Source organism: Apibacter sp. HY039 (assembly GCF_004023655.1).
Lineage (GTDB): Bacteria > Bacteroidota > Bacteroidia > Flavobacteriales > Weeksellaceae > Apibacter > Apibacter raozihei.
In genome coordinates, this window is record NZ_SAYM01000002.1 from 253056 (window position 1) to 277421 (window position 24366).

The following is a 24366-nucleotide window of genomic DNA, read 5'->3' on the forward strand; positions in this document are numbered from 1 at the left end:
TCTGTACTAACTTTTTAACCTGAAACTATCTCTATTATGACCGAAATACTACACTCCCTTTTTAATCCGCTGTCCAATGCCATTATGAGTGGCTTTATGATAGTTATTCTTATCTACTGGCTATTCTCTTTTCTTGGTATAGGATTAGGAGAAATGGATTTTGATACGGATTTCGGAGCAGATATTGATTCAGATATAGACGTAGACGCTCAAGTAGATACGGATACCCAGGTAGACACGGATCATCATGGAGAACCTTCTCCGCATGCAGAGGTTGATGATAGTCATGTTACGCATGAGAACGCAGGTGACAGCCTGTTTATACGATTCCTGAAATTTATGAATGTCGGAAAAGTTCCTTTTATGCTGGTATTGTCCACTCTGAAGTTCTTTACCTGGGCAGGTGCTTTAGTTACCACTCAGTTAACCATTGCCGGAAGCTGGGGTTGGAAATCGGTTTTTATTTTAATTCCTTGTTTTATTGCCGGAGTTATTCTTACCCGTTATGCAACGAAGCCCTTGGCTCGTTTTCTCTCCAGAACCGGATATCAGGGGGAAGAAAGAACCGAATTTCTGGGAAGATCCGGTAGAATGATGTCTACTATCACTAAAGATAAAATAGGAAGTGCAGAATTTATTATCGAAAAAAACCCGATTCGTCTCAACGTAATTAGTCATAACGGAGATGAAATCAAATACGGTGAATCTGTCATGATTACAGATGAAACACAAGACAAAAAATTTTATTACGTAACCAAAGAAGTTACTATTGATCAAAATTAATCACATATAAATTTTTCAACATTTTAAAACATTACATATTATGGAAATTGGAGGCATAATCGCTATCATTGTCGGAACATTTATGTTCATTATTTTATTATTCTTGGCAATCCTTGCATCATTTTACAAAAAAATCCCTCAGGGAAAAGCCATTGTAAGAACAGGTGTGGGAGGAACTAAAGTTGCTTTTAACAAGGGAATTTATGTTATCCCTGTCTTTCACAAAATGGAAATTATGGATATTTCCGTTAAAAAATTACAAATTGAAAGAATGGAACAGGATGGATTAATCTGTAAGGATAACATCCGGGCAGATATAAAAGTAGCCTTTTTTATTCGTGTAAATAAATCGGTGGACGATGTCATCAACGTAGCGCAGACTTTAGGTTGTGAAAGAGCCAGTGATGTGGAAACTCTTAGAAATATATTTGAAGCCAAATTTTCAGAAGCGTTAAAAACCGTAGGAAAAAAATTCGAATTTATTGAACTTTATGAAGCACGCCGGGAATTCAGGGATGAAATCCTGAATATAATAGGCACAGATCTAAACGGTTATAACCTGGACGATTGTGCTATTGATTATCTGGAACAAACTAATTTAAGCTTTTTGGATCCTCAGAATATTCTGGATTCCGAAGGTATTAAAAAAATTACCGAATTAACAGCTACCCAAAACATTAATGCTAACCTAATCCGAAGAGATGAGCAAAAAACCATCAAAAAACAAGATGTGGAAGCTCGTGAAGCGATTTTGGAACTGGAAAGACAGCTAGCTGAAAAAGAAGAAAAACAAAGACGGGAAGTAGATAACATCAAAGCCCGCGAAGAAGCTGAAATCTTAAAAGTTCGTGAAGAAGAACGATTAAAATCTGAAACTGTACGGATTACCACAGAGGAAAGTCTGGCTGTGCAGGAAGAAAATAAACTCAGACAGATTATCATAGCTGCTAAAAATAAGGAAAGAACCGATGCGGTGGAAACGGAAAGAGTGGAAAAAGACCGTGCGCTGGAACAAACCGAAAGAGAAAGAATTGTAACACTTGCTCAAATTAATAAAGAAAAAGTCGTAGAGGAAGAAAAGAAAAATATTCAGGACGTTATCCGAGAAAGAGTACAGTTAGAAAAAGGCGTAGTAGAAGAACAACAAAATGTTAAAGACATAGAAGTACTACGGGAAGTAGAACGTAACAAACAAGCCGGTATTACGTTAGCCAGCCAGCAGGCAGAAGAAAATTTAATAAAAACGGTAAAAGAAGCCGAAGCTTTAAAACAAGCCGAAGAACAAAAAGCCCAACAATTACTTATTGATGCAGAAGCTCAAAAAGAAGCGGCTGTAAAAAATGCAGAAGCCAGAAAAACCTTAGCCGATGCTCAGGCACGGGAAGATGCTACTTTTGGGCTGGCAGAAGCCGAAGTAATTAAAGCCAAAGCAGAAGCCGATGAACAAAAAGGTATCGTTGAAGCCAACATAATTGAGAAAAAAGCCAAAGCTGAAGCTGTAGGAATTGAAGCCAAGGCAGAGGCTAAACGCAAAGAAGGATTAGTGGAAGCCGAAGTAACCCGTGAAAAAGCGTTAGCGTCCGCAGAAGGAGAAGCCAGCATTATTGAAAAAACTTCAGTGGCCGAAGCTACCGGTATACAGGCAAAAGCCGAGGCAAAACGTAAAGAAGGATTAGCAGAAGCCGAAGTAATTAAACAAAAAGCATTGTCTGAAGCCGAAGGTATTCATGAGAAAGCCGAAGCTATGAAAAAATTAGATGGTGTGGGTAAAGACCATGAAGAGTTTAAACTGAAATTACAAAAAGACAAAGATGTGGAACTGGCACAAATACATATACAAAAAGATGTGGCTCAAGCACAGGCTTCCGTATTGTCTGAAGCCATGAAATCTGCTAAAATTGACATTGTCGGTGGTGAATCTACTTTCTTTGAAAATATGATTAACCAGATATCAAGAGCCAAAGGATTTGATAAACTTGTAGGAGAAAGCCAAACGATTTCTGAGATTAAAGATGCTTTACTTGGGGATGGTAGCGGAGAAGGCGATTTATATGAAAGAATCCGGAACTATGCAGAAAAACTGAATATTTCCTCTGAAGATATCAAAAACCTGAGCATTGCTTCCCTGATATTTAAAATGCAGCAAAATGCCGAAAGTGATGACCAAAGCGTGTTGGGTAATTTGTTCACATTGGCTAAAACTCTGGGTATATCTAATAAAAAATTAGGATAATAAAATGAAAAATATACTATTTATTCTGTGTATAGTCTTATTAGGAAGTACCAGCAAAGCACAAACCATAAAGGAGGAATCTATAACTATATATGATTCTCTTAGAGCTCGGAACATACCCTTTGCTATATATTCTGATACGGCTATACCCAGAGGAATAGTTATTTTTAATCACGGGTATGGAGAAAATTATGGGGGAAGTTATAAAGACTATGCTAAACTCAATAAAAAAATAGCCTCGTTAGGGTACTATGTCATAAGCATTCAGCATGAATTGCCTACTGATGATTTACTAGCTATGGAAGGGAATTTATATATAACCCGGATGCCTAACTGGAAGCGCGGAGTAGAAAATATAGCTTTTATTCGGAAAGAACTCATGAAGCTAAAACCCGAACTTCCCTGGAATAATTTAATTATTGCCGGACATTCCAATGGAGGAGATATGATCCTGTTGTATGCCCGAGAGTATCCGGAACAAATCACCAAAGCTATTTCACTGGATAATCGCAGAATGCCAATACCCAGAACTTCCAAACCAGAAATCTATTACCTGAAAGCCTACGATTTTCCTGCGGATGAAGGAGTACTACCTACCCCTGAAGAAGAAAAGAAATTCGATATTCACATAATTAAATTTCCAACCATTAAACATAGTGGTATGGGAAATCAGGAATTAATAATAGAATGTGTGGAAAATATATTGAAATAAACTATTATTTTAATAAACAAAATTTTCACCTCTTTTTTATAGTATTTACTTAAGTATAATAAGGATTTAAATATATATGTTAAAATTTTTATATAAATGAAAAGTCTTGTATTAATAGTTTTTATACTTTGTTTTTTATCCTGTAAGAAACAAAATTCAAATTTTCAGTCTTCATTGGGAAATGACAAAAATAATAATCACCATATAAATACAAATAAGACTTCCGAGAAATTTGTAAAAAAACCTGTTCATATGAAAGTTATTGAAGATAGTGTTTTTAATCCCGGAAAATATATTAAATTCAAGGATACAATAAGAATTAACTATGAATATAATGAAGATTTATTTGAAATTCTACCTTTAATTCCTGATAGCGCTATGAATAGTTGGAGATGGTCAAAAAAAGAAAGAAAACAATTAATTTCCTCTATTAAAAAAAATAATTATTTTGTTGATACTGATCCTAGATACAATAATGTGCAGATTATAAAACCCAATTACTTTCGAACTCAGGTAGTTGATGGATCTTGGTGCATGAGCTTATATAAGATACAAAAAGATCATTTTATAATAATCACGAATGATATGGTTGGAGATGGAAAAGAAATAATGAGCTTTGAATATAAGAACAACGTATTGACTCCTTACGAACTAAAAAATATTTATTATCAATATCCTAATAATTTAATCAATGACAGTAAATGTAAAGAGGAGTTAGAAGAAATTCTTTCTTATATAGATTATGATTTTTATACTAAAAATCAAATAAAAATCTATTATCCTATTTCAAAGAAAGATTGTTATAACGGTAATTTAATTACCTATATATTTAATAAAAAAGATAAAAATTTTCATATTACTGATATTACTTGGATTTTAGAATAAGGATTAATAAAAAAATTTAATAATCTATAAATAAAGATACTCTCAAATTAATCCGAATATATAAATAAACAATTTGTTTATCAAATTATGGCAGAATTAGAAGAAAATAAAAAACCGGATTCTTTAGATTCCGGTACCTACGAAATAATAAAAAAGAGGCTTCAAAGCCAGAAAGAAGATCTTAACGCTCGTCTGAATAAACTGAACGAGTCCCGGAAAGAAGTCTTTAACTCCGTAGAATTTACTCTGGCGGCTAATCAAAGAATCACTACTGAAAATAATTGCACTGCACGCGGAATTCTGGCATTAGGCAATCTTTGCATGTTTGCTTATAACGTTCACTTTGGATTACGAACCGATATACAACTTAGCGATGTTTTTAGTATATATGCTTTTGATGCTGATAAAACTCATCAATTTATTCCTCAATCGTTAGATTTAATTAACGATGAAGCTTTCATCAACGATTATAAAAACTTATATCAATACTACCGGGATTCAATATTTTCACGATTCAGAAGGACGGAAAATTATTTATACATGATTTTCCAGACCAGTAAAAATATAGATGATTTGAAAGCCTTTAAGTGGCTGATCAAAGACGATAAACTCATCTATCAGGACGACCGAAGCATCCATGAGGTTCAAAAAGCACGGCAGCATGAATTTAAATGGGTAAAAACCTCGCTGGATAATCGCAGGCTGGGAATACATCCGCATATCTCTATCCTGGATAAGGTTTTCATAGAAGCCATCAACGGTGACATTACTTTTAAAATTGAAGACAACACCGATACCGGAAAGGGAATTTATTCCGAAACGGTAGAAAACAAGGATCAGCAACTGGATGATGCAGAATATTACTATGCAGACCTCGGAAATTTTATTCTTATTCGAATTAAACCCTATCAGGAAACTTTCCGGGCTTTTGTTTTTAACAATAAAACCAAAGAAGTACTGAATATTCCTACCCTGAATGAAACCGGAATCTTATTGCCCGACAATCAGGGAATTATATTTGCCAACGGGTATTATCTGCAAAACGGTGAGTATAAGATTTTTGAAAGTGAGCTGAAAAATCTGGAATTTGTACGTCGTATTCCTTCAGCCAATGGTGAAGACTATCTTTTCATTTTTTATCATAATGAAAAGAATACGTATGTACTTATGTCTTACAATATAATTAAACAGCAGGTGGAAACCCCTATTATTTGTAATGGGTTTACCCTGTTTAAAAATGGTAAACTCATCTATTTCCGTTCGGAAGAAGAAGCGGTTAAGCACCATGTCGTTCAGATTTGGCAAACCCCGTATCAATCGGAAATTATTGAAAACAAAGATAAAAAAGATAATGAGCTTTATAAAATAGGCAATAAAGATATTGTAAAAGCGATGGCGGAATGTCAGGAAGTTATCCATCTGATTAGCAAAGAAGATTCGTATGAAGGACTTTATGAAGATATTTCCAAAAAAGCCAATGACATTACCGATTCCTTTTTCTGGATTGCCAACCCGTCGGCATTTCAACTTTCGGAACCGTTAAAACAAATAATATCTATTGCCGACACAGCGGTTGATGAGTTTGAAAAAGTTCAGCAGCAAAGGAAAAATGCTTCTCAGGCACTTGAGAATAGTACTGAGAAAGTGGATAAACTTTTATTCAGCATAAAAAACTCAAAGGGCGATTCATTGGAAAGTCTGGTAAAACTACTGGCTGAAAACCGAAAGCTGCAAGGAGAAGTATTGGAACAGGGACATATTAAGTATATAGACCTGGAAAAAATTGAACTGTTAAAAGAGAAACTGAGCAAAAGTAACACTAAGCTATCCGACCAAACGGTTGATTTCCTTTTACGGGAAGAAGCCTTACTTCCTTATGAAAACAAAGTACTGGATGAGCGTGAACGGGTGGATGAAGTTACTAAAGTTATTGACGGGCAGCTAGTAGACGAAAATTGTAAGCTGATATCTTCTGAACTGGAACTGCTGATAGATATCTTAAACAGCTTAAAAATTGCAGACACTACGCAAACTACCCGAATCATTGAAAAGATATCTGTTATTTTTGCATCCCTGAATGAAGTACGGGCTCAGCTGAAACGAAAACTCGATTCGTTAAAAAGCAGTGAAGCTGTGGCCGAATTTCACGCCCAGCTCACCTTGCTGGATCAAAGTATTGTAAACTTCCTGGAATTATCCAACTCTCCCGAAAAATGCGATGAGTATTTTACCAAAGTGAGCGTTCAGGTAGAAGAAATGGAAAGTAAATTTGCAGACTTTGATGAATTTATCAATAAAATAGCTGATAAAAGAGAAGAAGTAAGCAAGGCTTTTGATTCTAAAAAAGCTCAGCTGGTAGAACAAATTAACAGACGAACTGCTTCGCTGGAGCAAATAGGGCTTCGCATTCTTAAAAATATTGAAAATAAAGCCGGTGCATTTAAATCCAAAGAAGAAATTCAGGCTTTTTTCTCTACAGATTTGATGATTGACAAAGTACGGAAGCTAGCTGTAGAGTTAAAGGATCTGGGAGATGTTTCCAAAGCTGAAAATCTGGAAAACAGCCTGAAAACTTCTCTGGAAGACAGCCTTCGTTCCCTGCGGGATAAAACGGATTTGTTTGTAGATGGAGATAACATCATAAGTCTTGGAAACTACAAATTTGCAGTGAATCGTCAGCCACTGGATTTAACAATCGTAAGAAGAAACAATCTACTTTACTACCACCTTACCGGAACCAGTTTCTTTTATGAAATACAGGAAGATAAAATTTACAAATACCAATCCCTCTGGGAGCAGGAAGTAGTATCGGAAAATTCAAAAGTATACCGTGCGGAATATTTAGCCTACCAGACTTTTCTAGAGAGTCTGAAAAACAAAAATATTAAACCGGAAGATTATATAAAACTAAAAACGGAACAGAGTTATGCAGAGTCTTATCTGAAAGGTGTACATGACTTTGATGCTTTGAAAATATATGAAGCTTTGCAGCAGCTTCATACGAACTTAAAAACTTTAACCTACTCTCCTTCCCTGCGTGCTGTAGCCCAATTATTCTGGAACAGCCTAACTGAAGAAGATACAGATAAGCTGAATAAACTTATTACCTCTGCGAGCTATGTGTTGAAAGTTTTTCCGGAATCCGAAAATTATAACTATGTGATCCAACGACTACAAACTAAATTTGAAGAATGGAACGGTTCTTTTTCCGCTATGGAATTTTCATCTGAAACTATAGCCCGATATTTATTTAGGGAATTTTCGGATTCTCCGTTTTTTACTAAAAGTATTCAGGCCGATAGTCTTAAAAAAGAGTTTTTAAACTATCTGAAATCGGAAAATGCAGTTACCATTTTTGAAGCGGATGGCAACGATACATCCCTGGAACTGGCTGAACGGTTTTACCTGATACAAAACTGGCTGGTATCTTTTATACACCTGTCCGATACCTATTCGGATTTTGAGAAATATTTAGATGAAGCCTGTTGTTTGCTCTTATTTGAAAAAGATATTACTTACCATTTATTAGAGTATACCGATCAAGTAACTTTAGATACCTTAAAAGGCAGTCATCTGGTTATTGAAAAAGATCTTTACACTCTGGATTATCATCGGTTTATAAACAAGCTGAAAGAATTTTCAGAAATCAGTGTTCCAGAATTTCAGGAGTTTTCGCAAACCAAAGAACAATTGCTGGAACAATATAAAAAATCGTTGAAGCTTAATGAACTTCAACCGAAGGTTCTTACTTCTTTCGTCAGAAACAAACTGATTAATGAAGTATATTTTCCACTGATTGGAGCCAATATGGCTAAACAAATCGGTGTAGCCGGAGAAAATAAAAGAACCGCCCGAATGGGAATGTTACTATTAGTATCTCCTCCGGGATACGGAAAAACCACTCTGATGGAATATCTGGCTAAAACATTGGGATTAAACTTTGTGAAAATCAATGGGCCTACTATTGGACATTCCATAACTTCCATAGATCCTAACGAAGCAAAAACTTCAGGCGCACGGGAAGAGCTCAAAAAAATTAACCTTTCTTTTGAGATGGCAGACAATGTAATGCTCTATCTGGATGATATCCAGCATTGCAGTGCCGAATTCCTTCAAAAATTTATTTCTTTGGCAGACGGACAAAGAAAAATGGACGGAACGTTTAACGGAGAAAGTAAAACCTACGATTTACGGGGAAAACGATTTTGTGTTGTAATGGCCGGAAACCCTTATACGGAAAGCGGAGAAAAATTCCAGATTCCAGATATGCTTGCCAACCGGTCGGATGTCTATAACCTGGGAGATGTAATAGGAAGTACCGAAAATCTATTCAAGCTCAGTCTTTTGGAAAATTCCATTGCTGAAAATACCTATTTACAAAAACTCAGCAGCCGCAGCTTTGATGATTTTTATCAACTCATCACCTATATGGAAACCGGAAATGAAGAATTGTTAAATCTGGAAGGAAATTATTCTAATCAGGAAATTGAAGAGTTTATATCAGTTTTGAAAAAATGTATGCAGATACGCGAAGTAGTGATGAAAGTAAACCAGAATTATATTCAGAGTGCTGCCATGGATCATGCTTACCGTACAGAACCTGCTTTTAAGTTACAGGGTTCTTATCGGGATATGAATAAAATGGTAGGGAAAATTGTTCCTTTGATGAATGAAGAAGAGGTGCAGGAGCTCATCATGACTCATTATGAAAACGAATCGCAAACTCTAACTTCAGATACGGAAGCCAATTTACTGAAATTGAAAGAGCTTATGAAGTTATTAACTCCTGAGGAAACTAAACGATGGACCTCTATCAAAGAGATTTTTGTTAAAAACAATAAGTTAGGCGCTTTAACGCAGGATAATCAGGTAGGACAGGTAATCGCTCAATTAATGGACTTTAATGTAAATCTGGAAGGTATTGTGAATGTGCTGAATATAAACGGAAAGAATAAATAAATTGTAATATTTACTTAATTCAAAGTATATATAAAAGTCCTCAAAATATTTTGAGGACTTTTTTTAGCTTATTTTAGTATCTTTATATAATTATTTATTTGTTATATATGAATCGAATTATTTTAATAGGAAACGGCTTTGATTTAGCTCATGGGATGAAAACCAGTTATGGGAATTTTATGGATTGGTTTTGGAATATTAAACTTTCTGGAATAGTGTATGAAGGGCCAAACTCTCAATATGAGGATGAAGATATTAAAATCACTCAAATCCCACTTAATTGGAATCCTAATTCTAAATTTGATAATCCAATATCAACCTTATCAACAAATTTTCCTTCTTTAGAATATAAAAATAGATTTCTAAAACATATTACTGAAAAGCAATATATCCAAAACTGGGTTGATATCGAAAATGAATATTATAAACTTTTAAAAGATATAATGAGTGAAAAAGAAAAATACTATTCCATTTCAGAATTAAATTCAGATTTTGAAAAAATAAAAAATGAGTTAGAAAAGTATTTGAATGAGGAACAAAATAAATTTGAAAGAACTAGACATGAACAATTAATAAACTGCATTAAACAAAAAATATATTCTGATTTTAAAACCAATGACTTTATTGAGAATATAGAATTTCAAAAAAGTAAATGCAATCCGGACAATATTATTTTTCTAAATTTTAATTATACTTGCACAGAAATATTTTATCAAAATCAAGATTTTAATCATGATATTATTCACATACATGGTTCTCTTTCTCCAAATGATAAAAATCACATAATCTTTGGTTTTGGAGATGAATTGGATGAAGAGTATAAAAAAATTGAAAACCTCAATAATAATGAATATCTGGAAAATATAAAATCTATAAAATATCTGGAAACAGATAATTATAAAAGGCTGTTGGAATTTGTCAACAGTGATGAGTACCAAATCTTTATTTTCGGACATTCCTGTGGAAATTCAGACCGAACACTCTTAAATACTCTTTTTGAACATGAAAATTGTGTTTCTATAAAGCCTTTTTATCATTTAAAAGAAAATGGCACAGATAACTACAGCGATATAGTAAGAAATATTTCCCGAAACTTTAATAATAAAGCGATTATGAGAGATAAGGTAGTTAATAAAACTTTTTGTGAGCCTTTGGCTTAATTAATCTTAAACTGTATATGAAGAAAATACTTATTCTTTTTATTATAATTCAAATACCTTATTCCTGTAATTTTCTAGCTCCTAAAAATATAGATGGAATTAAAGACTGGAATAAAAACAAAGAAAATTATAAAATAATCATTCATGATATTTTAAAGAATTCAAACCAAACCTTTAAAATAGGAGAAAACAACTTTCCTTCTTATTCTAAATTCAAATACGATACTTCGTTTCGTATTTTAAAGCCTTATCCAATAAAAGATTCTGATACAATTGATATTCATAATCTGACAATATATTTTTATTATGATCGAGGATTGCTGGATCACTTCTCTGCCCTTATCTATTCTAATGATTCTTTACAACTTTCAATTTTGGATGCGAATGTTAAAAATGGAGGAAATGATTATAAATTGGAAAACAATTGGTATCTGATTAATGATTGAGTACTTATCAAAATATCGACTTAAATAATTAATTACTATAATATAGTTTTCTATATATGTAATTTACACATTACAAAAATGTGTATTAATTGTTAAGCAAATATTATCTAATTCTAAATTACATTTGAAGTGTCTATGCTGCTACAAAAATTTGATTATCAAAATATAATATAATTAAAAAATCATATAACTAGTCATCATTTTCAGATTTAAGAATTTTATTCAAATAAATTAATAATCTCATCCGGAGTCTGGTCTTTAATGATATTTTTTGTTTTCTTATCTGTGTAATCAATAATTGTATATGTACCTTTTTCTGTACCTTCTTCAATGTCTATTCCATACGGTTTTCCATCATCATCTAAATAAAAATAAAATGTTGATTTCGGTTTTATCCAATAACCCTGTTCAAAATAATTTATTACATCTTCTGTAGTTATTGGAGTATAAATATACGGGATATCATTGATTAATCCTAATAATGCTGTGGTGATGTCTTCCCCCTTTTCTAAATCAATCAATTCTTCTTCCGATTCATACTTTTTCTTATTTATATATAAATGATTATTCATAAAAAAATAAGAAATATTTCCTTTTTTCAATTCTTCTTGTTTTGTTATTTCGTTAAATTCTTCATATTGATTATCAACCACTACCAAAAACTGTTCTTTAGAATCTAAAAATTCTATTTTCCTTCCTGAAGGAGAATACGCGATCCTGACTTTACCTTTTCCGAAGCTGTCAAAATAGTATCCGTTTTTTAAATTAGATACTGTTATAATTTCTCCATAATGCATTGCAGCAAATAACATAGTAAAATTTTCTTCTTTACTTTCTTTTAATGAAGTAGCCAACATTACTCTTGCTCCTTTCCATGAAAGAAGATTGGGGTATAGTAAGCTTCCCGTCCATATTTTATTATCTTTAAATATATTTTTCTTATATAATACCCTGGTGTCCATTCCTATGTCTCTTCCTTCTATTATTCCTTCAAAAAAATCATTATATAATTGATAAGCAAGTTTCCCATTTTCGTAATAATCAAAGATTAGATAGCTATTGTACGAAATATTGTAATTTCTAAAAAAACCTGAATACTGTTTTCCATCCTTATACTCTCCATATAATCCGTGAGGAAATTTATTCTCTATATATTTTTTATTATCATCATCATAAACTTTTTTATCTATATACACTCCAGTCCATTTTCTAACCATCAGTTCTCCTTCTTTATAGCAATCTATACAGTCAACATTAAATATTGAAAGCGTATCATTTTTTACACAATTATACTGCTGTGCATTTTGAGTTTGAGAAAATGTTAAATTTAGTGTGAACAAATATACAAGGCTAAAGAAAGTTTTCATTTTGCTATCCATAATTAAGTTTGTTATAAAGGTGTAAGTTATGTAATCTTCTTCATACATTCATGTGGTTAAAATAATAATTACAATATTAGTATAATAATCATTTCCCAAAATTCCATGAAAATGAAGACATGAAAAATTTAGTAGTTCCTAAAGTTACAAATAAGTCTTTGATTTATTGCTTTAAAAAAAGTATCTTTACTAGTAATAATCTTTTTGTTTATTACTAGTTAGATTACTATGATGCCTTTTTTTAAAAACTTAGTATTTTATTTTTTTATTCTTTTTTCGGTATTTTCATGCAAATCTTCGCAAGAAGATTTAATAAAAAGAATTCCTGATCCTAAAACATTAAATGAAACCTATGTAAGTGATCCTGATAATATCTTAGATCCTTCTACTGTTAATTCATTAAACTCCAGATTAAGGGAACTGGATCTATCCGGAAAAGCTCATATTGATGTGGTTTTGACTAACTCTATTGGAGATCAGGTTCCTAAAGATATTGCCTATAAGCTTTTTAATACTTGGAAAATCGGACGTGAGGATACAAATAACGGATTACTTATTTTTTTGGTATTAGACCAGAGAAGAGTAGAGTTTGAAACCGGATTAGGTTTGGAATCGGTTCTTACAGACATGATTTGCGGAAGCATCCAACGAAAATACATGATTCCTTATCTAAAACAAGAGAATTATGACCAAGCTATTTTAGCAGCCGTATCTCAAATAATAGAAGTTTTAGATACCGAAAATTATAACTTTGATGTTGACGATATTTATAAAAATTATAGCGAATATTACTTAGAGGATTCACCAGAAGCGGACAATCAGTATAATTATGATCAAAAAGAAACCTTAATTAAGTTGCCAAAAAGACATAGTTATTCTTTTAGTGATTTTATTTCCAATCATGTTTCTTTTTTATCTTTATTTATCACTGCCTTATTAGTAATTATTATCATATTCAATAGCCTTAAAGATAACGAAAGTTGTTTAAATTCTTTAGTTGCGTTGTCGGGTATTTTACTTTCTTTATTCACTTTATATATGTTAATTTTATATGTTATTTCAGCCTCACATAATTTAGTAGATTTAATTTATTTTTTTCTGATTTTCTATCTTATCATAAGTATTTTGTTTCATATAAAATACATTATAATGTTTTTTAAAATCCCAGAACAAAGTAGATATGATAAGTATTGTTATTTAGATAAATATAAAAGAGGGCTAAAAAAATGTATTTATTATTTTCCTGTTTCTTTTATGTATTTTTTATATATAAAAGTTTGTCATGACATGAAAAAATATCGTTATGAACCGTATAGATGTGATAAATGTCACAAACCCATGGTACTAGAAAAAGAAAGAAATTTATCCGAAGGAGAATTGTTAGAAGAAGAGTTAAAATCTGTAGAGCATGATGTATGGCTTTGTAATTCATGCAATTTAGAAATAATAATTAAATATCCTAACATTCATTCAAAAGTTAAAGAATGTAAAAAATGTCATTTGATTACAGCAGTATTTGAAAACAAAATGGTAGTTAAACATGCTTCGACAAGCTCCTCTGGCTGGGGGTATGAAATATATATATGCAAATTTTGTCATGCTGAGAATAGAAAAAAATATATTATCCCCAAAATATCTGATAGTTCTACTTCTTCAGGATCTTATAGTGGTGGGGGGCGTTCGTCGTCCTCATCTTCTTCCAGTAGTGGGGGGCGTTCCGGAGGAGGTGGTGCCGGAAGTAGCTGGTAAAAATTCATCATAAATCAACTATCGCTACTATAAAGTAACCTGAAATTTACTAACAAAATAGTAGTGGTATATAAAATAATAACTTTGAATTAAAGAATAACTATATGAAATTATAAATTTTATGAATGTTTATGATTTTAATTAACAAGCAGTAAAAAATCCTGTGCACGTATTGAAATCAAAGATGGAAAAATTATTTATTTTAAAAATATAAATTTATTTTATCCTGACAATAAATGGAATATTTAAAACAACTCGCAAAAACAGAGAATTTCATTTAGATCTATTGAACAAAGTCAATACTTTCTCAGTTTATAATACGCACAAAAAAATATCCTGAATATAAATTATAAATTCAGGATATTAGCATTATAATATATTTAATGCTTAACTCGATAAATCGTTTATAGGTACAGCATAGAAGTAATTTTCACGAAATACACCTACCCATGTGTTAGAGGTTGTGATAGCTCCTCCGGCTGCAAATTCACATAACTCAAATGCCAGGTAGATTCTTTTGGTATCTTTCCCAGCATCAGTAGCAGTTACAGTAACAATAATTGTTCCTGAAGCAAATGCGAAACAATTGTCTCCCGTTACCACAGAACCAGTAGTAGTAGACACTAAGGCTCTCTCATAAGCACTTGACGGCACCTGCATGGTAAAACCATTATGAGTTAATCCTGCTAAGGTTGTGTTGTTCGGGTTTGAATTGTCAGTCAATGTAAATCGAATCCATCCTCCACTGGAAGCTGTCGTTGCATTTTTACCCGTAGTAATTAATTGTCCTATGTTAACAGCCCATATTCCAATAGGTAAATCCATATAAGTATCATTCAGAACCCCATAGCTTCTAACAGCTCTTGATGTGGTACTTTTCACCTTACCAATAATTGTATTTTTGGTAGCATTTACTGTTTTCCACATCGCCAATCCATTTGCATCACTAACAAGTATTTTACCATTACCCTCAGAACCATCTTTTAGCTGAAATCCTTTTCCATCGGTTGTGTTAATGTGAATTTTAGCTTGCGGATCGGTCGTGTTGATTCCTAAATTTCCCGTATTACCTTGCAATAATATTTGAGGATTATTATCGGTTTTCCCATTTCCATTGGCCCAAAATGCAAAACTGGATGCAGCTGCACCTGAAGTTATTCGTTTCCAACCAGCCGAATTACCTATTTCCAAAAGTGGATCACTCATGGATGAGCTAATGCCAGAGGGATAAAATTTAAATTGGCTGGCAACATCTAATTTAGAAACAGGGCTGGATGTACCAATCCCTATTTGACCGGTCCCGCTAAAAGTGATATTGTTTCCAGCAGTTGCAATATCTGTGGCTTTAGTTAAAGCTCCTCCTAGTTGAATATTATCCGTAGACAAAGTTAAACCGTTATCTGCTGTCATAGATGCGGAACCTTCAGTACTCCCCGTTAATTTTTGCCATAAGCTACCATCAAAATAGTAATACCCTACAGAATTTATATTTATTCTGTTTCCGTCCGTATTTCCACCGCTTGTGTCCGTTATATATAATATGGCACCGGTTTGTTCGGATCCGTAGGTGGCTGTATTAGCTGATAACTCTTGCCGGGTTAATCTCGGCGCCTGAATACCATAGGCTATTGAATTATTAGTTAAGGTGCCTTTTTCATCTCTGATTGCGCTAACATCCAAAGAGGATTTAGGCTTATCTGTGTTGAAACCGACTTGAGATAATAAATATGTTGATGTTAATAAAAATGTAATTGTAATTGTTAGTTTTTTCATCTCGTTCAAATAATTTAAGTACTGAAAGATCTAAATTATATTAAAAAAAAAAGCATAAAAATACCACTTAGCTTTTTACTAAAAGCTATATCTGATATAAATGTAATAAAATTGGTATATTATAAGATTTGTTTTTACAATTATTAGAATTGTAAAATAGATAAGTAATTTATAGATTTGTAACAAGCATACCGGGAGGTCCTCTTAACTTATGATTAACGTTAAAAGTACATTCTGATTTAATTTGATGTATACAATTAACAGCTTTTGTTAAATTAAAATACAAAAAACTGGATTTGTAATTTTGAAAAGGAATAGTACCCAGCGGTTGATAATTATATATTGAAAATATACTTCCTGTTAATCTGGGATTATACGCATATAACTTACTTGTATTGGGGATGGGTCTGAAAATACAGTTATTCCAGTCAATTTTATTAAACCTTCTTAATTTAACTTTGGAATAATATTTAGAATTATTAAAACGTAATTCTTTTCTTTTTTTTATTTCCTCATTAAATATATATATGTCTACTTGCTCATTAGAAGAATCCGATACAAAAACAGCTTTCTCATTTTTATTTTTAACAGTGCATTCATTTGAACATGTAGTATGACTATTATAAATGAAAATACTTATGGGGCTTTTATCTATAACCTGTGTACAAATTAAAAAAATAATAAAACAAAAGATAGTAAATACACCCCAGTAAAAACCAAACGGTTTCTGCTGACTAACAATGCTTTTAAGGACAGTATTTTTTGTTATAGTTATTTTTTCAAACACTTAATATATATTATTTTTTATTTGCAATAAAAAGTTTAAACATTTAAAATTTCACGATAAATATTTTATTTAAAATTACAACTATTCAATTAATATATTTCTTAAATTATTTGCAAATTTATAAATTGTTTTCATATAAACAACAATTTATAAATCATTTTATCCCATATATTTTTTTTCTCAATAATAAAATAACCGTCTCTGAATGCTGAAAATATTAAAGTTTCTTTGCATTCATTCATATGCTGTTTTAATAATTTATAAAATAGAGGGTAAAAAGTTTTAGAAGGAAAAAATATTTATTTTTATTTCTTACTGAAAAATAGAAATTTAAAATTACGTTAAATAAAATATATGCATTAAGCTAGTTTTCAAACGATTTTGATAGACGACTGCATACTATGATCATGTTATTAACAATATATCTTAATTAATCACTAGTTTTTATTTTTTTATCTGCCATAATTTCGGATATTTATGCTTCATAAAAATTAACTAAATATGACACCTCAACAAACTAACACAAAAAAAAATCAATACACTAAAGAACAGAAAAAAAACAGCATTATCGCCATTGTAAGTGCTTCTTCCGGGAATTTGGTTGAATGGTTTGATTTTTACATTTATGCATTTACATCTATATATTTTGCTCATTTATTTTTTCCAGATGGGAATGATACCACTAAATTATTGAAAACAGCAGGTGTTTTTGCTGCCGGTTTTTTAATGCGCCCTATCGGAGGGTGGATATTTGGGCGTATTGCTGACAGGCATGGGCGTAAAAAATCATTGGTAACTTCTATTGTCATGATGGCTTGTGGGTCATTCATTATTGCTCTAGTACCTACATATTCATCAATTGGAGTATTTGCTCCTGCGATTTTGTTAGTTGCCCGACTTATTCAAGGTCTTTCAGTAGGTGGCGAATACGGAGCCACAGCTACCTATATGAGTGAAGTTGCATTACCGAACCAGCGTGGTTTTTTCTCCTCATTTCAATATGTAACACTAATCGGAGGACAACTTTTAGCTGCTCTGGTACTATTGATACTTGAATTGACTCTATCTAAAACAGATCTATCTACCTGGGCCTGGAGAATTCCTTTTTTCATAGGTGGTTTAACCGCTCTTGGATCTTTGTATTTGAGAAAACACCTTAAGGAAACTGCCCCTAAAGATAGTGCTAAAGATAAAAATGCAGGAACATTATCCGAGTTATTTAAAAAACATACTCCAGCATTTTTGACAGTTTTAGGTTATACCTCGGGTGGTTCTCTTATATTTTATACTTTTTCCACCTATATGCAGAAATACCTTGTCAATACAGCACATTTTGAACTTACTACCGCGACTCGTATAATGACAGCTTCTTTGTTTGTTTTCATGATAGCTCAACCTTTTTTTGGTATGCTTTCTGACAAAATAGGAAGAAGAACCTGTATGATGCTATTTGGAGGTCTGGGATTACTATTTACCTACCCTGTTATTTATACACTTCCAAGAATTGGAACTAATCCTTATTTAGCTTTTATTTTATTAAGTTTTATTTTTTGTATTATCAGTTTTTATACCTCTATTGCTGGAATTGTGAAAGCTGAAATGTTTCCTCCGGAAATTCGTGCTTTAGGTGTAGGACTATCATATGCTATTGCAAATGCTATGTTTGGAGGATCAGCTGAATTTGTTGCTCTAAGCTTTAAAAATTATGGCCATGAAAACGGATTTTATATTTATGTTACCATCATGCTTTGCATCACCTTCCTAGTGAGCACACGGCTTCCTAAAAAAGCTAATTATTTAAATGATAAATAATTGATTATTAATTAAATTTAAGTCTACCATTTTTTACATATAAGAATAACAGATATTCTCTGTTATTCTTTATTTTTTCATAGCAGATTTACCTGGTAAAAATACAGTAAGTAAACCTATTAATGGCAGATATGAACAAAGAGAATAAACATATTCTATACTGGTTAAATCTGCAACTCTACCCAAAATTGCTGCTCCTAACCCTCCCATGCCGAAAGAAAAACCAAAAAATAATCCTGAAATCATACCTACTCTTCCCGGCAACATTTCCTGAGCGAACACTAATATAGCTGAAAATGCTGACGATAAAACCAATCCTATAACTACTGTTAAAATAATAGTCCAATGCATAGAGGCATACGGCAACGCTAACGTAAATGGAGCTACACCTAAGATTGATACCCAGATTACATATTTCCTGCCTATCTTATCTCCGATAGGACCTCCTATAAACGTTCCGGCAGCTACAGAAAATAAAAATATAAATAAATAAATTTGTGCATTTTGTTCGGTAACAGCAAATTTATGCATCAGATAAAAAGTATAATAGCTGGTTAAACTGGATAAATAAAATGCTTTTGAAAATACCAGTATTAAGAGTATAACTAAAGAAACTATAACAGTTTTTTTTGGTAAATTATGAGTTTCTATTCTCACTTTTTCTTTTTTAGCCGATTGCTGTTCTGCATACCACCTGCTAATTTTTAATAATATGAAAACACCTACTAAAGCAAATAAAGCAAAATAAGCAACATTTGTTTTTCCATAAGGAGTTATCAGCAAAGCCGCTAATAAAGGTCCCAATGAGCTACCAAAATTACCTCCAACCTGAAAAAAAGACTGTGCAAATCCATAGCTTCCTCCGGAGGCCATTCGTGCAACTCTTGAAGACTCCGGATGAAAAACTGCAGAGCCTATTCCTACTAACGAAGCCGCAAGAACAACCATTGAAAAATTAAATGAAAATGCTAATAATATAAGTCCCACAAAAGTAAATGCCATACCTATAGGCAATGAATACGGTTTTGGATATTTATCCGTATAAATTCCGATTATTGGCTGCAGAAAAGATGCTGTACATTGATATGTAAAGGTTATTAATCCTATTTGAGTAAAATTAAGCGAAAAATCACTTTGTAAAATAGGATAGATAGCTACAATTAATGACTGCATCATATCATTAAGCATATGAGAGCTACTGATACCTGTAAGAATTGGTAAATTAGTTTTTTTACTGATCACGGTTTAATAGATTTAAACCATCAAATGTATTACATATTTTTGTTATTGGAAGTTTTATTTTTAGGATAAAAAAATAGAACCCGAAGTATATCCGGATTCTATTTTTTATATTTAGTACATACTATTTATTAGTGTATTCGTGTATATATTTAAACACATCTGCTAAACAGTGAGTGATATTCTGCGCAGTCATAGCTTCCTGAGAAAACTTTTCTGCGGCGTAATCGCCTGCTTTACCGTGTATATAAACTCCAATAATAGCAGCCTGAACAGGTGAATATCCTTGTGCTAACAAACCGGTAATAATACCTGTTAGTACATCTCCACTCCCTCCTTTAGCCATTCCGGCATTACCTGTTATGTTATAATAACAGTTTCCGTCGGGAGTTAAAATAGATGTATTATGACCTTTTAACACGATAATAATTTTAAACTCTTTAGCTTTTTTTCTTGCTAGTTCACATTGCTCAAGACTTGAACTCGTTTTTCCAAATAAACGTTCAAATTCCTTTGGATGCGGAGTAATAATAGTATTTTCACAAAGAAGCTCCATTAATTTTTTGTCTTCGGAAATAATATTTAAAGCATCCGCATCTAAAACCATTGGTTTTTTAAAATTATTCAACAAATTTCCAAAGGCCTCCTTGGTTTCTTTTTGTTTATCCATTCCAGGTCCAATTCCTAAGGTTACTTCGTCTGATGGCAGATTTATTTTTGAAATAAATTTATCTCCTCCTGAAATAAACATTGCTTCAGGTTCTGAAATCTGCATAATATCACAACCGCATGAGGGTGCCAAAGTAAATACCAGTCCGGTTCCTGTTCTAAGTGCTGCCTGGGTAGATAGATTGATAGACCCCATTTTCCCATAACTTCCTCCTATTAATACCGTTTTTCCATAATTTCCTTTATTACTTAAAGGATTTCTGTTTTTAAAATTATCAAAAACTTTATCTTCTGATATAATGTAATTAGAAGTGTTTTCTTTTTCTATAAATTCATTGCTCAGACCTATATCTAGAACGTGCACCTTTCCTGCAAACTCCGATCCTTCAACATGTAGAAAAGTTCGTTTATAAAAACCAAAAGTCAAAGTATGATCTGCTTTAAAAATGGTTTGTTGTTCTTTTGGAAATTCATCGGCAAATAATCCACTAGGAATATCAATCGCTATTTTTTTTGCCTGTATTGAATTTAATTGTTTTACAATTACTTCAGACATACCTTCTAATGGTTTATTTAACCCTATTCCAAAAAGAGCATCAATAATTATTGCTTTATCTTCCAGAATGGTAAAATCGTCTCCTTCGATAAAATCTACAGAATCAGGATATTTTTCAAAATTTACGGATGCATCTTCTGAAAAATCTGATGAAGAGTTAATTACAAAAGTCTGCACTTTATAATTTTCATTTAATAACATTCGGGCGAGTGCCAAGCCATCCCCTCCGTTATTGCCTTTACCACAAAAAATATAATATGTATAATCTTCGGAATATCTAGCTTTTAGCCATTCAAAGCAAACAGATACGGCTCTTTCCATTAAATCTATGGAGTAAATTGGTTCATGCAGAATGGTATACTCATCACATTGTTTAATTTGTGAAGTCTTAAATACTTTCATTGAAAAATTTAATTTGTTAGTTTTTAATTTTCGATTTAATTTTTAGTTGTTTTTTAAATTATTTATCTATTGTTACAAATCTCCAAGGTTTATTTTTCCATATCTCTCCAGCATAGTCAATTCCGATACGGGGTGTCATAATAAAGTCTAAGCCGGTTATTCCTTCTTCAAGCCATATTCTCCGGGAATTTGACAGATCTTCTCCATAAAAACTCTTATTAAGTCTAAGTAGTTTACCCAACCTACCCGGGCCTTTACATTCATTAACACTTCTGATTAAAACTGCTTGCGGATGTTTTTCTAATCCTGTCACTATATTTAACATCCAATAAATTCCATATATAAGGTATACATATATTTTACCTCCTTCATGAAACATGACTTCTGTTCGTGGTGTCCTTCCTTTGCTTGCATGGCATGCTAAATCATCTTCTCCTATGTATGCTTCTGTTTCTGTTATTATAAACTTTTTAATTTCACCAGATTCATACACTCTTACAAGCTTCATTCCTATTAATTGCTCAGCTACAGTTATTGCATTTTGACAAAAGAAATCAGAACTTACTCTTGTATTCATTTTGGTAAAAATAGATACTTTTTTCGAATTATAATCCAAAATAATAATTATTTTATTGATTAAACCAAACTGAAAAATATCAAATATTAGTTTTTCATTAAAAAAGCTATACTTATTTCAATAAAAATAAATTTTCTGGGTTTATTTTAATATTTTGACTAGGATTTACTGTCTATTATTCTAATTATTTATTTTATATCTTTTCCTCATAAGTTTACGAGTAAATTAAAGGCCTTACTATTTAATAATTAATAACTTAGATATTTTACCATATATTTCACTCGAAATCTTATTCATGAAACAATAATCAAAAACATAATGTAGGTTAATTTTTTTTAAATACGTAATCTATCAAAATATGGGGTTAGTATCTATAATTTAAATGTTTTAATATTTTTTTTTTCAACATTTAACAATTTTTATCGTAAAAAACATATACCCAAAGTTATCTTTATTTTATATTATTTTGATTTTTTCGTAAAATCAATCGTAAAAATAATATGAAGTTTAAATGAGCATACTTCTTCACTAAACTTTACGTATTCAATATTTTAACAAAAAAAAGAGCAACTATAAAAAGTTGCTCTTTTCAGAATGTAATTATTTAGATACCAAATCTATAATTGTGGACCAGCTGCCACAAGTCTTTTACCTTCTTCAGTATCTGTATATTGTTCAAAATTTTTGATATATTTTGCCGCTAAATCTTTTGCTTTTGTTTCCCATTCAGAAACCTGTGAATAAGTGGTTCTAGGATCTAATATATCAGAAACGTGTTCTAATTGCTTAGGGAAAGTAAGATTTAAATACGGAATTGTAGCTTTTTCTGATTTTTCAATTGAACCATCAATTATAGCATCAATTATAGCTCTCGTATCCTTCAAAGATATTCTTTTTCCTGTACCATTCCAACCGGTATTTACCAAGTAAGCTTTAGCTCCGTGCTCTTTCATTTTAGCTACTAAAGTTTTGGAATACATGGTAGGGTGAAGTGAAAGAAACGCTTCTCCGAAAGCTGGAGAAAATGAAGGTAGAGGTTCAGTTATCCCACGTTCAGTTCCTGCTAACTTTGAAGTATAACCGCATAGGAAGTGATATTGTGCTTGTTCTTCGTCTAAAATTGAAACCGGAGGTAATACTCCAAATGCATCTGCAGACAGATATATAATTTTTTTAGCATGCCCTGCTTTAGATGGCAATACTATTTTGCTAATATGATAGATTGGATAAGATACTCTTGTATTTTCTGTAATAGAATTATCTTTATAGTCAACTTCTCCATTATCTTTTACAACAACATTTTCCAGTAGCGCATCTCTTCTGATAGCTCTCCAAATATCCGGCTCTTTTTCTTCTGACAAATCAATTACTTTAGCATAACAACCTCCTTCGTAATTGAAAACTCCGTTGTTATCCCAGCCATGCTCATCATCACCTATCAAATATCGTTTAGGATCTGCTGACAATGTAGTTTTTCCTGTACCGGATAGCCCAAAGTATACTGCAACATCACCTGCTTCACCCACATTTGCAGAACAATGCATAGATGCCATTCCTTTTAATGGAAGATAATAGTTCATCATTGAAAACATTCCCTTTTTCATTTCTCCTCCATACCAAGTTCCTCCAATAATCTGAACTTTTTCAGTTAAGTTAAACATAACAAAATTTTCAGAATTTAATCCTTGATCTTTCCATTTTGGATTAACTACTTTTGATCCATTCATGATAAAAAAGTCAGGTTCCCCGTAATTTTCCAATTCATATTGAGAAGGTCGGATAAACATATTTGTTACAAAATGTGCCTGCCATGCTACTTCCATGACAAAACGAACTTTCATTCTTGTATCTTTGTTCGTTCCACAAAATGTATCAACTACATATAATTTTTTATTTGAAAGCTGATTAGCTACCAGTCCTTTTAAATCAGAAAAAATTTCAGAAGATGTCGGTCTGTTGATATTACCATCCCACCAGATAGTATCTTCGGTTACTGAATCTTTTACAATATATCTATCTTTAGGTGAACGACCTGTAAAAATCCCTGTTTTAACAGACACAGCTCCAGAAGTAGTTAATTCCCCTTTTTCATATCCTTCGTTTGCCGGATCCATTTCTGCCTGAAATAACTGTTCATAGGTTGGATTGTGTACAATTTCTTTTACACCTTTAATTCCATGTTTCTCTAATGATTTTATTAAGTTTTCCATGATTTAAAATAAATTTATTTTTTTCTTGTTTTTCC

General features: G+C 32.1%; 16 protein-coding genes. 9 read left to right on the plus strand and 7 right to left on the minus strand.

Translation table 11 applies throughout. The annotated features are described in order from the left end of the window. The first annotated feature begins 36 nt into the window (after window positions 1-36). The 7 genes from EQ921_RS05190 (at window position 37) to EQ921_RS05220 (ending at window position 11178) form a co-directional block, all read left to right on the plus strand. A complete protein-coding gene (locus EQ921_RS05190; protein WP_128330854.1) occupies window positions 37-783 on the plus strand; it encodes an OB-fold-containig protein in 747 nt (248 codons plus the stop codon). A gap of 40 nt (window positions 784-823) precedes the next feature. Continuing rightward, the gene (locus EQ921_RS05195) at window positions 824-3016 is read left to right on the plus strand and encodes a flotillin family protein (RefSeq protein ID WP_128330855.1); all 2193 of its coding nucleotides are present in this window, start codon (window positions 824-826) and stop codon (window positions 3014-3016) included. A 4-nt stretch (window positions 3017-3020) separates the two neighbouring features. Then, window positions 3021-3728, plus strand: a complete 708-nt coding sequence (locus tag EQ921_RS05200) for a serine aminopeptidase domain-containing protein (RefSeq protein ID WP_128330856.1) — start codon at window positions 3021-3023, stop codon at window positions 3726-3728. Between the two features lie 96 nt (window positions 3729-3824). Beyond that, window positions 3825-4613, plus strand: a complete 789-nt coding sequence (locus tag EQ921_RS05205) for a hypothetical protein (RefSeq protein WP_128330857.1) — start codon at window positions 3825-3827, stop codon at window positions 4611-4613. An 87-nt stretch (window positions 4614-4700) separates the two neighbouring features. Further along, window positions 4701-9572: a DNA repair ATPase gene (locus EQ921_RS05210; protein ID WP_128330858.1), complete on the plus strand. Its 4872-nt coding sequence runs from the start codon at window positions 4701-4703 to the stop codon at window positions 9570-9572. Window positions 9573-9679: 107 nt separating this feature from the next. Beyond that, entirely contained in the window at window positions 9680-10732 is a 1053-nt protein-coding gene (locus EQ921_RS05215; protein ID WP_128330859.1) for an AbiH family protein, read from the plus strand. Between the two features lie 17 nt (window positions 10733-10749). After that, entirely contained in the window at window positions 10750-11178 is a 429-nt protein-coding gene (locus EQ921_RS05220) for a hypothetical protein (protein ID WP_128330860.1), read from the plus strand. A gap of 218 nt (window positions 11179-11396) precedes the next feature. Here EQ921_RS05220 and EQ921_RS05225 read toward each other — a convergent pair whose 3' ends face one another. After that, entirely contained in the window at window positions 11397-12557 is a 1161-nt protein-coding gene (locus EQ921_RS05225; protein ID WP_164875587.1) for a hypothetical protein, read from the minus strand. A gap of 228 nt (window positions 12558-12785) precedes the next feature. On the opposite strand from EQ921_RS05225, the gene EQ921_RS05230 reads away from it, so the two are divergent. Continuing rightward, window positions 12786-14306, plus strand: coding sequence for a YgcG family protein (locus EQ921_RS05230; RefSeq protein WP_128330862.1), 1521 nt, complete (start codon window positions 12786-12788; stop codon window positions 14304-14306). Between the two features lie 387 nt (window positions 14307-14693). Here EQ921_RS05230 and EQ921_RS05235 read toward each other — a convergent pair whose 3' ends face one another. Together EQ921_RS05235 and EQ921_RS05240 are read right to left on the minus strand one after the other, a co-directional pair. Beyond that, window positions 14694-16079: a hypothetical protein gene (locus EQ921_RS05235; protein ID WP_128330863.1), complete on the minus strand. Its 1386-nt coding sequence runs from the start codon at window positions 16077-16079 to the stop codon at window positions 14694-14696. Between the two features lie 169 nt (window positions 16080-16248). Then, window positions 16249-16866 (minus strand): hypothetical protein, encoded by a 618-nt coding sequence (locus EQ921_RS05240; RefSeq protein ID WP_128330864.1) that lies wholly within the window; start codon window positions 16864-16866, stop codon window positions 16249-16251. A 501-nt stretch (window positions 16867-17367) separates the two neighbouring features. Here EQ921_RS05240 and EQ921_RS05245 point away from each other — a divergent pair. Beyond that, window positions 17368-18678 (plus strand): MFS family transporter, encoded by a 1311-nt coding sequence (locus EQ921_RS05245; protein ID WP_128330865.1) that lies wholly within the window; start codon window positions 17368-17370, stop codon window positions 18676-18678. Window positions 18679-18747: 69 nt separating this feature from the next. Here EQ921_RS05245 and EQ921_RS05250 read toward each other — a convergent pair whose 3' ends face one another. From EQ921_RS05250 to pckA, 4 genes are all read right to left on the minus strand, one after another. Beyond that, complete coding sequence (locus tag EQ921_RS05250; protein WP_128331162.1) at window positions 18748-19866, minus strand: MFS transporter; 1119 nt, start codon at window positions 19864-19866, stop codon at window positions 18748-18750. Between the two features lie 175 nt (window positions 19867-20041). Then, window positions 20042-21544: an NAD(P)H-hydrate dehydratase gene (locus tag EQ921_RS05255; RefSeq protein ID WP_128330866.1), complete on the minus strand. Its 1503-nt coding sequence runs from the start codon at window positions 21542-21544 to the stop codon at window positions 20042-20044. A 58-nt stretch (window positions 21545-21602) separates the two neighbouring features. After that, window positions 21603-22121: a DNA-3-methyladenine glycosylase gene (locus EQ921_RS05260; RefSeq protein WP_128330867.1), complete on the minus strand. Its 519-nt coding sequence runs from the start codon at window positions 22119-22121 to the stop codon at window positions 21603-21605. Between the two features lie 617 nt (window positions 22122-22738). Continuing rightward, window positions 22739-24331 (minus strand): phosphoenolpyruvate carboxykinase (ATP), encoded by a 1593-nt coding sequence (pckA, locus tag EQ921_RS05265; protein WP_128330868.1) that lies wholly within the window; start codon window positions 24329-24331, stop codon window positions 22739-22741. Window positions 24332-24366: the final 35 nt, after the last annotated feature.